General features: G+C 59.2%; 22 protein-coding genes. 19 read left to right on the top strand and 3 right to left on the bottom strand.

From position 1 onward, the window contains the following. Positions 1–76 precede the first annotated feature (76 nt). Entirely contained in the window at positions 77–427 is a 351-nt protein-coding gene (locus tag FMA36_RS07585) for a helix-turn-helix domain-containing protein (RefSeq protein ID WP_159261845.1), read from the bottom strand. A gap of 92 nt (positions 428–519) precedes the next feature. On the opposite strand from FMA36_RS07585, the gene FMA36_RS19885 reads away from it, so the two are divergent. Together FMA36_RS19885 and FMA36_RS07575 are read left to right on the top strand one after the other, a co-directional pair. Then, on the top strand, positions 520–753 hold the full coding sequence (locus FMA36_RS19885) for a helix-turn-helix domain-containing protein (protein WP_159261844.1): 234 nt from the start codon (positions 520–522) through the stop codon (positions 751–753). After that, a complete protein-coding gene (locus FMA36_RS07575; protein WP_159261843.1) occupies positions 750–1,079 on the top strand; it encodes a hypothetical protein in 330 nt (109 codons plus the stop codon). Before FMA36_RS19885 ends, FMA36_RS07575 begins: the two co-directional genes overlap by 4 nt. Here the strand turns inward: FMA36_RS07575 and FMA36_RS07570 are convergent. Beyond that, positions 1,058–1,267, bottom strand: coding sequence for a hypothetical protein (locus FMA36_RS07570; protein WP_159261842.1), 210 nt, complete (start codon positions 1,265–1,267; stop codon positions 1,058–1,060). The genes FMA36_RS07575 and FMA36_RS07570 overlap by 22 nt on opposite strands. A gap of 33 nt (positions 1,268–1,300) precedes the next feature. Between FMA36_RS07570 and FMA36_RS07565 the strand changes: the two genes are divergently transcribed. From FMA36_RS07565 to FMA36_RS07540, 6 genes are all read left to right on the top strand, one after another. Beyond that, a complete protein-coding gene (locus FMA36_RS07565) occupies positions 1,301–1,438 on the top strand; it encodes a hypothetical protein (RefSeq protein WP_159261841.1) in 138 nt (45 codons plus the stop codon). Positions 1,439–1,454: 16 nt separating this feature from the next. Further along, complete coding sequence (locus FMA36_RS07560; protein WP_159261840.1) at positions 1,455–2,081, top strand: hypothetical protein; 627 nt, start codon at positions 1,455–1,457, stop codon at positions 2,079–2,081. Next, positions 2,081–2,290, top strand: coding sequence for a hypothetical protein (locus FMA36_RS07555; RefSeq protein WP_159261839.1), 210 nt, complete (start codon positions 2,081–2,083; stop codon positions 2,288–2,290). The genes FMA36_RS07560 and FMA36_RS07555 overlap by 1 nt, the downstream gene beginning before the upstream one ends. 181 nt (positions 2,291–2,471) lie before the next feature. Further along, a complete protein-coding gene (locus tag FMA36_RS07550; RefSeq protein WP_159261838.1) occupies positions 2,472–2,717 on the top strand; it encodes a hypothetical protein in 246 nt (81 codons plus the stop codon). Continuing rightward, a complete protein-coding gene (locus FMA36_RS07545; RefSeq protein WP_159261837.1) occupies positions 2,702–2,974 on the top strand; it encodes a hypothetical protein in 273 nt (90 codons plus the stop codon). Before FMA36_RS07550 ends, FMA36_RS07545 begins: the two co-directional genes overlap by 16 nt. Beyond that, positions 2,971–4,170: a hypothetical protein gene (locus tag FMA36_RS07540; protein WP_159261836.1), complete on the top strand. Its 1,200-nt coding sequence runs from the start codon at positions 2,971–2,973 to the stop codon at positions 4,168–4,170. Before FMA36_RS07545 ends, FMA36_RS07540 begins: the two co-directional genes overlap by 4 nt. Before the next feature lie 121 nt (positions 4,171–4,291). On the opposite strand, the gene FMA36_RS07535 is transcribed toward FMA36_RS07540, so the two are convergent. Then, positions 4,292–4,882, bottom strand: a complete 591-nt coding sequence (locus FMA36_RS07535) for an acetate uptake transporter (protein WP_159261835.1) — start codon at positions 4,880–4,882, stop codon at positions 4,292–4,294. A gap of 411 nt (positions 4,883–5,293) precedes the next feature. On the opposite strand from FMA36_RS07535, the gene FMA36_RS07530 reads away from it, so the two are divergent. The 11 genes from FMA36_RS07530 (at position 5,294) to FMA36_RS07485 (ending at position 11,341) form a co-directional block, all read left to right on the top strand. Further along, positions 5,294–5,839 carry a hypothetical protein gene (locus FMA36_RS07530; protein WP_240906522.1) on the top strand — a complete coding sequence of 182 codons (546 nt, stop codon included), beginning with the start codon at positions 5,294–5,296 and terminating at the stop codon, positions 5,837–5,839. Positions 5,840–5,952: 113 nt separating this feature from the next. Continuing rightward, the gene (locus tag FMA36_RS07525; protein ID WP_159261833.1) at positions 5,953–6,360 is read left to right on the top strand and encodes a hypothetical protein; all 408 of its coding nucleotides are present in this window, start codon (positions 5,953–5,955) and stop codon (positions 6,358–6,360) included. 148 nt (positions 6,361–6,508) lie between these two features. Continuing rightward, positions 6,509–6,712, top strand: coding sequence for a hypothetical protein (locus FMA36_RS07520; RefSeq protein WP_159261832.1), 204 nt, complete (start codon positions 6,509–6,511; stop codon positions 6,710–6,712). Beyond that, positions 6,709–6,831 (top strand): hypothetical protein, encoded by a 123-nt coding sequence (locus FMA36_RS19715; RefSeq protein ID WP_276612612.1) that lies wholly within the window; start codon positions 6,709–6,711, stop codon positions 6,829–6,831. Before FMA36_RS07520 ends, FMA36_RS19715 begins: the two co-directional genes overlap by 4 nt. A 147-nt stretch (positions 6,832–6,978) precedes the next feature. Continuing rightward, positions 6,979–7,854, top strand: a complete 876-nt coding sequence (locus tag FMA36_RS07515) for a tyrosine-type recombinase/integrase (RefSeq protein WP_159261831.1) — start codon at positions 6,979–6,981, stop codon at positions 7,852–7,854. Between the two features lie 44 nt (positions 7,855–7,898). After that, positions 7,899–8,078, top strand: coding sequence for a hypothetical protein (locus tag FMA36_RS07510; RefSeq protein ID WP_159261830.1), 180 nt, complete (start codon positions 7,899–7,901; stop codon positions 8,076–8,078). Beyond that, positions 8,075–8,683, top strand: a complete 609-nt coding sequence (locus FMA36_RS07505; protein WP_159261829.1) for a DUF3164 family protein — start codon at positions 8,075–8,077, stop codon at positions 8,681–8,683. Before FMA36_RS07510 ends, FMA36_RS07505 begins: the two co-directional genes overlap by 4 nt. Before the next feature lie 271 nt (positions 8,684–8,954). Continuing rightward, the gene (locus tag FMA36_RS07500; protein WP_240906521.1) at positions 8,955–9,722 is read left to right on the top strand and encodes a DNA adenine methylase; all 768 of its coding nucleotides are present in this window, start codon (positions 8,955–8,957) and stop codon (positions 9,720–9,722) included. Positions 9,723–9,747: 25 nt separating this feature from the next. After that, complete coding sequence (locus FMA36_RS07495) at positions 9,748–10,365, top strand: hypothetical protein (RefSeq protein WP_159261827.1); 618 nt, start codon at positions 9,748–9,750, stop codon at positions 10,363–10,365. Further along, the gene (locus tag FMA36_RS07490) at positions 10,365–10,688 is read left to right on the top strand and encodes an HNH endonuclease signature motif containing protein (protein WP_141300225.1); all 324 of its coding nucleotides are present in this window, start codon (positions 10,365–10,367) and stop codon (positions 10,686–10,688) included. The genes FMA36_RS07495 and FMA36_RS07490 overlap by 1 nt, the downstream gene beginning before the upstream one ends. A gap of 119 nt (positions 10,689–10,807) precedes the next feature. Next, positions 10,808–11,341 (top strand): phage terminase small subunit P27 family, encoded by a 534-nt coding sequence (locus tag FMA36_RS07485; RefSeq protein ID WP_159261826.1) that lies wholly within the window; start codon positions 10,808–10,810, stop codon positions 11,339–11,341. The last annotated feature ends 2 nt before the right edge of the window (positions 11,342–11,343 follow it).

Here is an 11,343-nt window from a genome sequence, read left to right as displayed (position 1 = left end):
CCATCGCGGGTGGCGATGGAGGTAATTTCATTTAATGAAAGTATTTAGTCAAGGATAATTTCATTTAATGAAACCGTCACTTCGTTGACATCGCCTTCCCTGTCTTGATCCAGATATCCAATTTCTCCGAATCCAATTCATCAGCCAGTTCGGCAATTTCCTTATAACGCTCGGCTTTTAGGCCTTCTTTTGGATCAAACAACAATTGTTCGGGAGTGGCCTTTAACAATTCTGCCACTCTTACGAACTGTGACAACGTCATATTTACCTTACCATTCAGCCACTTAGAGACAGATGGTTCGGACATCCCAAGTCCTTCAGCTAGGTGCCGCTGAGTCACGCCACGCAAGCGCATCCAAGGTCGAACGAACCGCAACGTGTGGCAGTTCAGCTCTACTTCTTCAGGTGTGAGATGCTTGTCGCTCATGACGAAACGGTGCCACTACGCGTGCACATAGTGGATGCCACCAGATGAAAACTTTCTTGACCTGAAAGTTTCATCTGAATAAATCTCGATGCATGAGCTTACGTGTTTTCCTTAAGCAGGCTGACCTGACCCAGCGGCAACTGGCAAAAATTGTGGGTGTTAGCGAACCCACTGTTTCTCGCTGGGTCACTGGAACTGCACTTGTACCGACCGAAAAGCTTAGAACTGTGGCTGATACATTGAGGGTATCGATCGAAGAATTGGTCCCCAAAAGCCCTGCTCCATCATCTTTGACCGATATCTTCGAACACCGGGGGTCAGCATGAACGACCAACTGGTTGAGGATCTGCTTGCCATCGTCACGGTGCTGGAGCGTAAGCGGCGCGATTGCGCTGATATCGTAGAATATGGACCTGCTGTCATTGCCGAGCGCACGGCTGAAGGCATTGAACTCGATCAGGAAATCAAAAGGGTGATGGCGGCAATCCATCAGATTGCCCCCGCCACCCCTGAACCTGCCGCCTACGAAGGTGACCGCTCGTTCCGTAAGGAGATGGAAGCAAATTTCATCTCCAATGCGCTTTTCAAAGGTTTCAGGGCCAGAAAACATCCAATCGACGAAACACCTAGTCAGGAACGGGTTGGAAAATGATGCCCGAACGATCCTGCGATATGTTTCATAAGATCCGTACCTTTGACGCGTGTGCTCAGGTTGAGCAGGGCGCCGCCTATATCGAGTTGCGCTTCCTTGGGAATGTGCGGCATCGCGGCTTCGATCATACTGTTCAGCACATAGATCAGTTCGGTGACTTCCGGGCTCATCTTGACGTTGTTGGACAAAGTGAATCCTCCATGGGGTGTGTTGCAACAGCCATGGTGGACCAAGCGGGCCGGTCGAGCAATCGACCGGCCCGCAAGGGTGCCTATGCGCCTGCAGGCCAGACATATGCACCGAGGGCTCCCGCTTATGCGGTCGAGCCGGTGCGCGCCCCGTTCCCCTCCACAATCTGAACTGGAAGCAGACCCGATGGGTAAAAAATACGATTACTGGCTGAACGCCCATAACAGGCGCGCGCAATGCCTGGTGATGGCCATCAAGCATGCAGATGCAGTCGGTCCTCATTATGACGCCGAGGACGTAATTGCGAACGCGGATGCGTTTGGGAATTACATCCTGACAGGCGGAGTGCCATCGACGGCTGACGACACGGACATGGGCAACGGCGCATCTGAGCCGGTTATTGGTCTCAACACGGGTCTGGGCACACTTGATAAGGAACCGTTGCTGGATACGCCAGTGGCAAAGGCTGCTGCAGGCGAAGCAAAGCCGACCGCAGATGACCAGGGCGACACGGACGCTGGCGCTGTATTCGAAACCGAAAGCGAAAAACGGACGGTCGAACAGCTGCTCGCGCATGCGGCTCAGCTCGGTCTGCGCCTGGAGTGTCAGAAAATCACTGATGATGGCGTCGATTTCGATTGGAAGGGCCGCCTTCCCGCCGATCCTCTTTTGATCATGATTGCCCAAGCAGTTGCGGAAGACATCTCGTCGAAGCTTGGAAAGCTTTTCAAGGCCGGTCATGTCTCCGTGGTGTATTATGACGAAAAGGGCTTCCCTTGCGTGTCGTGGTCGCCAGTCGGCGCGGCTGCCTGATGACCCGCCGTTCACCCCCTGCCATGACCGGCAGCACAACCTGCCAGTGGATCGAGGGAGATGTGCGTCATGACGTGCAGCCCGCGTTCTGCGGGCGGCCTGCGTGCGTGCGTCGTGTGTGGTGTGGTGAACATGCGGCGCGCGTGTTTGCTGCCCCTGTTGGCGATGCCGGTCAGGACGTGCCTGCACAGGATGAGGTGTCAGCATGAAGCAGGCATCATCAGGTCTGGCGCAGCGCGCGCCCCGTCCGTCACCCGCGATGGCTGGGGTGCGCGCTGCTGCATATAGACCTCTCTCCTACCCGAACCAGTTCTCACTCGCTGCTGAGAGAGATCATGGAGGAAAAGGGTGGGAAAGAATTGGTCAAATTACACTCAAAAGATTCATTTCATGACGGCCGCTGTTTACCGCGACACGGTCCGGGGCGTGCTGATGCGCCAGTACGGACGGATCCGTAACGGCGCCAAGCTGCTCGCCGGTCGGATCGATACCAGCCCGCGCACCGTGCGCAACTGGCTGGATGGTGTCTCCGCTCCGCGTGGCGAAGAACTGATGAAACTGATGATCGAGTGCGACGAGCTGCGCGACGAAATTTTCCGTCTGGTGGATGAAGGTAAGCAATGCCCAAACGAATAAAACTGCCACGGGGCATCTCTTTCGACTTCGGGCGCGGCTTTGGCCTGCGGCTGGACCGTGGCAGCTGCTTCCCATCCCTGAGCCTGTTCCTGACCCGGATCTATGCGCTGCCTGACGGCCTGACTGGCATTGTCACGCATTTCACGGCGAACCGGCAGGCATTGCGCCAGGCGCTGGACGAACTCGAGCGCATGCGCGCCCGGTGCGCTGACTGCCCTCATGAATGCCCGCCGCAGAACAAGGAAGGCAACGCATGACCTGCCTGCCTACAGTTGCCGATTTCGATGCCGGTGCCGTGCCGGCCTGGACACTGATCCGCACCATGCCTGCCGAGGCGCGTGGCGTGGCGCATTCGCTGTTCGACACGCTCAAGGCCAACCGGATGGTGGTGATGCGTAGTGGCACGCACATGCTGTCCGATGACGAGATCGCGGCCTTCATATGCGAAAACCCGGCAACGCTGGCCCGCACGCTGCCCCTGATCGAGCAATGGGGCTTCGCCGCGCGGGATGATGAGGGCGCGCTATACAGCCCCCACCTGCTGCAGCGCGAGATACGGCGGCAGGAGCGTGCGCGAAAACGTGCCGAGCGTGAGGAGAACCTGCGCCGGTTCGAGGCTGCCCAGGCGGCGGGTATCATCCCGGCTGATGACACGCTGCGGGGCCACCATGCCAAGATCAATGGTGGAAAGGGTGGCAGGCCGCGCAAAACGGAGAATGCCGAGCAGGCGAGGATCCGCCGCGCGCAGGAAGCCGAAGCCGCCACCCGCCAGCGCAACATCCCGCTCATGGTATCCCTGCCCGCTCCGGCGGAAATCCAAAACCGAAACCTAAACCAAAACCGGTTTTCGGTTTCCGGGGGTTCGGTTTCGGTTTTGGGTTCTGAGGTTTCCCTAGATATAGATAAAGATAAGAAAATTAATTCATCTATATCTGAATCTGCCGAAACCGGTTTTGCCCAGACCGAGGCCATCATCGATGACGCCACCCTCGACCGGGCCGTGCGGGCCGTCATGGAAGCGGCAGGCTTCCCCAAGGACAGCACACGGCGGCATACGGGCATTGTCCGCAAATGGCTGCAGGCTGGCATACCCGAGCCGGTGATCATCCAAGCCGTGGCCGACCATACGGCCGCGATGCACCAGAACCGCGAAATACCGCAGCATGCCGGCTGCTTCGACAAGCCGGTGCGGGCTGCATGGGCGCAGCATCAGATCTCGGCAGACCTGCCCGAGCCAGCGCCATCGCCAGTCATGCAGGACTGGGAGAAACAGGCCCGCGCGGATCTGGTCGAGGATCACCGGGCATGGTCCGCGCTGATGCAGGAACTGGGGGATTACGGTCGCGCCAAGCAGCAATGGGCCGATATGGCAGCCAAGCGCGGCCGCCCCACCACGGAACTGACCCTCGAGGCCTATCTGGCTGCGTACCGCCCCCAGGACGTGGCGGCATGAAAAGGCGTTGGCACTTTTCGCTGACTAGCAAGAGCCATATCCGCCTGTTTCATTCATCTCATACGTTTCCGATCTTTGGAAACAATGCATAATTTTTCAAAATCGTTGTTAAAATTTCTCTTCAGGCTGCAACCTCGGTCGGCACGCCTGCCACGTCGACAGGCACCTCGGCATGTGCGGACTGATCTGCAAGAAGTTCCATCGCTGCGAGACAGATAGCACTAAAGCCACAAAAGAGACCTTCATATCCCGCTACAATTGTCAGGATCGGCTGTTCAAAGATTTCCGCACAGCCTAGCAGGACAAACAACAGCGTCAGAGTGGCAAACACCACTTGGTGCATACGCGAGGCGCGAAGTGTTCCGATCGTCATGATAGCGGTGAACAGGCCCCACATTAGCAGGTAACTGCCCATCAGGGCGGGCGAAGATGCAGGCGCAAGCCCCCAGTGGGGCAGGAACAACAGTACGACAAGCGACAGCCAGAACGCGCCATAGGACATAAACGCTGTCATGCCAAAGGTATTGCTGTTTGCATATTCCAGAAGGCCAGCGACAAATTGCGTTGCGCCCCCAAACACCAGGCCCATTGCAAGAATGGCTGCGCCCATCGGGACGATATGGGCGTTATGCAGGTTAAGCAGGACAGTCGTCATACCAAATCCCATCAGCCCAAGCGGGCCCGGATCGGCTTTAGTCGAATTGTGGGTCATGCCGCGTTTCCATTCCCTGGTAGATAAATCATGACAAAACATGTCACGGGACAGTGTCTGCGGCATATTAAAATATGGCTTAAAAAGCTCTGCAAAAAACCCGGTATACGATACACCATGCAAACAATTATTATCGATTTAAAAGAGTAGCCTAAGAAAAAATGCGCAAAATATCTGCACAACTTAAAACCAGTGCGACCTACATCTTCAATCAAATGCCACGACCATGAATGAGATGCCCGATGAACTGACGAAGCGTCCCTAAAAGCTAAATGGCTACTGACCTATGTAAAAAACGCGGTTATAATAATGCTACTTCCCGGCCGCTGATCGATCCTGCCTGCTCCCCGGTGTTGCAGGTTCCGCAAAGAGACGATGACGTCGGGAGACCTGTTTACTGAAAGGCCCCGCGTGTCTGTCGCCGCCCTTTCCCGTCGTCGGGTACCATCGCCCGTTCAGTCTACATTCCGGCCCGCTTTCAAGCCGTCGGAAACACGTATCGCCCACCATGACCTTGCGCTGGTGGATGTTGCGCTCACCAAGAAATCCCGTCCTGTCAAAGTCTGGCGCCGGTGCGCCGGGCTGTATGGCCTGCTGCGCTCGCGCGCGATTACCGAGGGGCAGGTCAGTGCTGCCCAGTTCTGGGCAACCGATTACGAAATCGGCGTGCTGGGTGGAACCGATCCCGAAATGGAACACGGTGCAAAACGGGGGGATATTCATGATGCCATGATCGGGCGCATGGGGTCCGCCGCACGCCGCGACTATATCCGCCAGCGCATCGGTGCGCGCGGGGAGCAGCTGCTGGTGCTGCTGATGGTTGAGGGGCTTTCCCTCAATGACATCGCCAGCCATTTGCACCAGGACAAGCGCAACACCTCTGGCGCGCTATGTTTCCTGCTGGAGCAGTTGACCGAGCATTATGACGGGATGCCGGGGCCTTTATGGAAAGGTTGACGTGCCACCGCTTTTAAGTCATTTATGGCAAACTATCGTTATGCGTGGGTCCAGAAAATGGATGCCACGCTTTTTTTATGCCCGCTCGGGCGCTCCCAACATAGAGCCATCAGATGGAAGAACAGCTGCCGACCCTGTCGCGCGGCGATATTGTCGTGCGCGGTCACCGGCACGGTGTTGTCGTGACCACGACTGAATCGCGCCTGCTTCTTGTGCCGCTGGAATGGAACCCCTTCCCGCGCCACCGCGCGGATATCGGGATCGGCACACTGGCTGCCCAAGTGCTTTACCATGATGCAGTCGCTCGCTGCTGGGACAGCCACTGGGTGCGACGTGGTGGACAGCGCTTTGCCGGGCAGATGCTGCCCAAGGCCATGGAAGACATTCTCGCCGCCATCAGGCGTGAGGCACTGGCTCGCGAGAGTGAGCGGATGCCTGCCGGCCTGGTTAAATCGACGCTGGCCTTCGGGCCGATGATGGGCAGTCGCGGGCGGCGCGTTGGCGCGCCTTCGCTGGGATGACAGCCCAAGGGGGAAATCCTTCTCCCTGAAAGAGGTGCATGAAGATCAATAAGGTCAACTGCATTGGAGCCTAACGGGCTCGATACGCGAAGACCGCCGGTGCTGACACACCGACGGCCTTCTGTTCCACCCCTGCACGGACCAGAGGATGAAACTGGCACATTTTATCTCACTGCTTCTATCGGTACAAGCGATGAATGATCTGAGCGCATGGCGCTTTCTAGTGATTGCGATGCTCGTGTTTGCATGGATCTGTTCCAAGCCTGCTGTCGCCTATTTACAGGCCCTTAACCGGCGGCAGGTCCATCGACGAAAAGCAGTTCCCGCGAAGCGCAAGGCGGCCGTGAAATGACCGATCTGATCCATGAACTGAACGCAATGCCGCTCACCCGGTTCTTCGATCTGCTCATTCTCGCGGGATGGATCGTGGCACAACCCATGCTGTGTGTTGCAGCATGGCGTGCCCGATAGCCGCAAGGATAACTCAAAGTTATCTGGCATGGCCGGATCGGGCATCCGCAAGATAACCCCTGACAGGGGCCTGATCGCCGCAAGATAACACCAGTTATCAAGCGGATTTCAGGGGGGCTTAACCACCCCGTTTCATAATGAAATCATATGGTTAGCGGAGACCGCGCCATGCCGTCCACTGATGAGGCCCCAAAAGCCCCTCAGAACTCGGCCGACAATCTGCTGATCAAGACATGGCTCCATAACCGTGGCGAGAACACCCGCCGGGCCTATGAGAGCGATGTCCGCGCCTTCCTTGCGCATGTGGGCAAGACCCTGCCGGAAGTGACTGCGCCCGACCTGCAGAACTGGTTCGACAGCCTGACGGGAGCCGATGCGACACGACGGCGCAAGCTGATGGCCGTCAAGTCGCTGCTGTCCTACGGCGCTGCCATGGAGATGCTGCCCCGCGATGTGGGGCCTGCCGTCCGCGTGCCGAAGATGCGCGACAGCCTGCATGAGCGGATCCTCACGCAGGAACAGGTGCGAAACCTCATTGATGGGGAAACGGACCCGCGCAGGCGCACCATGCTGCGCGTGCTGTATGCCACCGGCCTGCGCATATCCGAGCTTTGCGCCGTGCGGTGGAAAGACCTCAAGCGCCGCCAGCAGGGCGGCGTTGCCCATGTGTTTGGCAAGGGCGGCAAGAACAGAACCGTCGAGATCCCCGCCAAGGTGTGGAAGGAGATCGTGGCGCTGCGTGTTGATAGTCGGCCAGAAGCGCCGATGGTCCCCGGCCACGATGGCGGTCCGCTTAGCGTTGATGCGGTCCACCGCTCCGTTAAGCGGGCCGCGAAGCGTGCGGGCCTGCCCGGACAGGTTTCCGCCCACTGGCTACGCCACGCGTACGCCAGCCACATGCAGGACAACGGCGCGCCGGCGCATGTGGTGCAGCAGCAGCTGGGCCACACATCGCTGGCCACCACAACACGATACAGCCACGCACGCGAAGGCGCGGGCGCTGGGAAGTTTCTGGACCTGTAGCGCCACGCGCGCCGGTCCCCTCACCTGTGCATCAAGGAAGCCTCATGAAGCCGAGCCGCAAGCCGCGCCAGCCTGCAACGGACGTTACTGTCTGGGAACGCGCCGCCGCGCATTATCGTCGTATCGCGGGCCGTGACCGTCGGCCTGGCGTCCGCATCTGGGCCAGCGACCGCGCGGCAGAATGCGCGGCCAACATGCGCCATGCACAGCGGGAGGCCGCGTGATGGTGCCCGAAGGCTACATGCAGGATTCGGGCGGTCGCCTTGTGCCCCGTGACAAGGTCAAGCCTGAGCACATTATGGTGGATGAGCTGGTGCGCGAGACGTTCACCGGCGCGGCTGAATTGCGAAAGGCGCTCAGTGGGTTTCGCATAAAAGCCTTCGAGGACATCCGCACCGTCCTGGCGCTCATTGCCGAGAAGTATGGCACCACCTATGGCGGCCAGAAGGGCAACATCACGCTGACCAGTTACGACGGGCTGAAGAAGATCACCATCGCGATGGGTGATTCCATTTCGTTTGGCCCGGAACTGCAGGCCGCCAAGTCGCTGATCGACAGCTGCTTGGGGCGCTGGTCCAAGGGCGCGGATGAGAACCTGCGCGTCATTGTGACGGACGCCTTCGAGGTCGGCAAAGAGGGCAAGATCCGCACGGACAAGATCCTCAGCCTGCGGCGGCTCAATATCGATGATGAGGAATGGCTCCGTGCCATGGGCGCCATTTCCGACAGCATCCGCATTGACGCGACCAAGGCTTACATCCGCTTTCATGAGCGCGAACGGCCGGAAGATGATTTCCGCCAGGTGCCGCTCGATATCGCGCGGGCCTGATCAACCCGTTCTTGACGGGTTCACGCAAATGATGGATTCGGTAGGCAGGCGCGCTACGGCATAGGGCGCGCTCTGCTCGATCACGCCCGGACTTAGTCCGGTCGGACGGTTTCCTTCGCTTCACAGATTTGGGGGCGAGGGCTGGTTTGCTAGACACAAACCAAACCGCGCAGCTGGCACTGCGCACGGGAAACCCCCGCCCCGGTTCCTGTGAAGGAACGGGCGTTCGAGTATCATTCATATGTCTGAGAGACAAATTCCGGCGACTCCCGTGTCGCCTGTTGCCCCCTATCTGGGCGGCAAACGCAACCTCGCGTCCCGTGTCATCGAGCGCATCGCCAAGGTGCCCCATGACACCTATGTCGAGCCCTTCATTGGCATGGGCGGCATCTTCCTGCGCAGGCCATTCCGCGCAAAGGGCGAGGTGATCAACGATGTTTCCCGTGACGTCTCGAACCTGTTTCGCATCCTCCAGCGGCACTACGAAGCGCTGATGGACATGCTCAAATACCAGTTGACCAGCCGGGATGAGTTCCAGCGCCTGCTGGACATGAACGCAGACAGCCTGACTGATCTGGAGCGGGCGGCACGGTTCCTCTACCTGCAGCGCGTGCGGTTTGGTGGTCAGCCCCGGTCGCGGACGTTTGGCGTGGCCGTTGCCACATCGGCCCGTTTCGATGTGGGCAGGCTGGGGCCGCTGCTTGACGAGGTGCACCAGCGCCTGTCCGGCGTGGTCATCGAATGTCTGCCCTACGAGCAGTTGATCACCAGGTATGACCGGCCACGCACACTTTTCTACCTCGATCCCCCTTACTGGGGATGTGAGGACGATTACGGGAAGAGCATTTTCTCGCCCGAGGACTTTGGCCGGATCGCTGACCTGCTGGGCAGCCTGAAAGGCCGCTTCATCATGTCAATCAATGACGTGCCGGAAATCCGGGAGATTTTCGGTCGTTTCCAGATCGAGGAAGTCATGACCACCTATTCGGTCGGGCTGAAAAAGAAACCGGCAGCCGAGCTGCTGATCTCGTCGGTCTGACCCTATCCATTTCGGGAAATCCTTAATGCACCCCACTCACCATGTGCACATCAGCACGGGATTCATGTTTGTGTGCCTGCTGTTCGTTGTCGCTGTCATTGCCATCTTCGCTTGGCTGTCCTGGTCGAAGCGGCAGGCCCTGCTCCGTAACCTTCAGATCCAGCAGGAACATGAAGAGCGGATGGAATGGATGCGGCGTAATCGTGATGACGAGATCGTTCGGGCCGTTACGGTCAATGCACCTCGCACACCACCGGCGGATCGTGTTCCTGAACGAGCATCTGTCCCGACTGCACGCCCGATGGCGCCCGGCGGATACGGGTCTGTAAATGCAGGCCCCAGCCCCAGCGCACCGATCATCGTAAACACAGGAGCATCGCGCGGATCTGACAACGGCTTCATGGAAGGCGCTCTGCTGGGCGGCATTGCCGGGTCGATGATCGGCGGCCGTGACCATGACACGGTCATCGAGCGCGAGGTCAACACGCCTGCCCCGGCGCCTGATCCTTTTGCAGGAAGTGGTAGCGATGCCGGTTCCAGCGGTGGCGGGTTCGACTACAGCAGCGGCGCTGGCGGCAGTGGCGGCGATAGCGGCGGCTTCGACTGTGGTGGCGGGTCCGATGGCGGTGGCTGCGATTTCTGATGCCCGCAGCACCACCGCGCCACAGGGTTGCCGGGCCGGTTGCCCAGCCCCGGCAACAGTATGACCGGTGGCGGGGATCCGCTGCATCGAGGGGCTATGATCGCCGGTGGCAGAAATGCCGCCGGGCCTTCCTCGCGGCGCATCCGCTGTGTCTGTTCTGTTACGAGCAGGGACGGCTGACACCGGCGAACGAGGTCGACCATATCCTCACCATCAAGGAGCGCCCCGACCTGCGCCTAGACTGGTCGAACCTGCGGCCGCTGTGCAAGCCATGCCACAGTGCGCGCACGGCGCGGGATCAGCGTGGATCTCCCGCCGGATGATGGCGGCAAATGCCGCATGCACCACGATCCCCCCATAGGGGGGTCTAAAACGACCCTCCTTTTGATGTGGACCGCTACCTAGTCATTTTTACGCGCGTGCATAATGGAGGAAAAAAGGGATGGCCCGTCCACGCAAGCCCACGCACCTCAAAGTTGTGACGGGCACCGCCCAGGCATGCCGCGCCAACCCCAAGGAACCGAAGCCGAAGCGCGCCCGCCCAACGGCGCCCACTGGCCTGTCAAAACGGGCAAAGGCGGTCTGGACAAAGGCTGCTAGATTGCTCGACGGAATGGGTGTTCTCACCACGGCAGACAGCCTGGCGCTCGAGGGATTATGCGAAGCCGTTGCCGATGAACTGGAGGCACGCGCCTCCCTCGCGCGGCCCATCGTGGCACAGGTGCAGGATGGCGTCGCCGATGATGAGACGCCCATCATGCGCGAGATCGAGGTCGCTGCGGCCGGTGCGCAGACTTACGTGACAATCGGCAAGAGTGGTCCCATGGTGCGCATGCGCCCCGAGGTTGGCGCCATCGCTGATGCAAACCGCAGGGTAGCAATGTGGCTGGCGAAATTCGGCCTGACACCGGCCGACCGATCAAAGGTCGGAGCGGAAGGGCAGCAAAACGAGAACGCATTCCAGCAGATCGGGTAAAG

This window comes from Komagataeibacter xylinus (assembly GCF_009834365.1).
GTDB lineage: Bacteria > Pseudomonadota > Alphaproteobacteria > Acetobacterales > Acetobacteraceae > Komagataeibacter > Komagataeibacter xylinus_D.
This window is presented reverse-complemented; position numbering and strand designations above follow the sequence as displayed.

Bases quoted from the DNA above. Each gene is read 5' to 3' on its own strand.
- FMA36_RS07585 (WP_159261845.1), bottom strand. From the start codon at position 427: ATGAGCGACAAGCATCTCACACCTGAAGAAGTAGAGCTGAACTGCCAC.
- FMA36_RS07565 (WP_159261841.1), top strand. From the start codon at position 1,301: ATGGTGGACCAAGCGGGCCGGTCGAGCAATCGACCGGCCCGCAAGGGT.
- FMA36_RS07560 (WP_159261840.1), top strand. From the start codon at position 1,455: ATGGGTAAAAAATACGATTACTGGCTGAACGCCCATAACAGGCGCGCG.
- FMA36_RS07535 (WP_159261835.1), bottom strand. From the start codon at position 4,882: ATGACCCACAATTCGACTAAAGCCGATCCGGGCCCGCTTGGGCTGATG.
- FMA36_RS19715 (WP_276612612.1), top strand. From the start codon at position 6,709: ATGACCGATCTGATCCATGAACTGAACGCAATGCCGCTCACCCGGTTC.
- FMA36_RS07490 (WP_141300225.1), top strand. From the start codon at position 10,365: ATGCCCGCAGCACCACCGCGCCACAGGGTTGCCGGGCCGGTTGCCCAG.
- FMA36_RS07495 (WP_159261827.1), top strand. From the start codon at position 9,748: ATGCACCCCACTCACCATGTGCACATCAGCACGGGATTCATGTTTGTG.
- FMA36_RS07510 (WP_159261830.1), top strand. From the start codon at position 7,899: ATGAAGCCGAGCCGCAAGCCGCGCCAGCCTGCAACGGACGTTACTGTC.
- FMA36_RS19885 (WP_159261844.1), top strand. From the start codon at position 520: ATGAGCTTACGTGTTTTCCTTAAGCAGGCTGACCTGACCCAGCGGCAA.
- FMA36_RS07550 (WP_159261838.1), top strand. From the start codon at position 2,472: ATGACGGCCGCTGTTTACCGCGACACGGTCCGGGGCGTGCTGATGCGC.
- FMA36_RS07545 (WP_159261837.1), top strand. From the start codon at position 2,702: ATGCCCAAACGAATAAAACTGCCACGGGGCATCTCTTTCGACTTCGGG.
- FMA36_RS07555 (WP_159261839.1), top strand. From the start codon at position 2,081: ATGACCCGCCGTTCACCCCCTGCCATGACCGGCAGCACAACCTGCCAG.
- FMA36_RS07515 (WP_159261831.1), top strand. From the start codon at position 6,979: ATGGTTAGCGGAGACCGCGCCATGCCGTCCACTGATGAGGCCCCAAAA.
- FMA36_RS07485 (WP_159261826.1), top strand. From the start codon at position 10,808: ATGGCCCGTCCACGCAAGCCCACGCACCTCAAAGTTGTGACGGGCACC.
- FMA36_RS07520 (WP_159261832.1), top strand. From the start codon at position 6,509: ATGAAACTGGCACATTTTATCTCACTGCTTCTATCGGTACAAGCGATG.
- FMA36_RS07525 (WP_159261833.1), top strand. From the start codon at position 5,953: ATGGAAGAACAGCTGCCGACCCTGTCGCGCGGCGATATTGTCGTGCGC.
- FMA36_RS07540 (WP_159261836.1), top strand. From the start codon at position 2,971: ATGACCTGCCTGCCTACAGTTGCCGATTTCGATGCCGGTGCCGTGCCG.
- FMA36_RS07575 (WP_159261843.1), top strand. From the start codon at position 750: ATGAACGACCAACTGGTTGAGGATCTGCTTGCCATCGTCACGGTGCTG.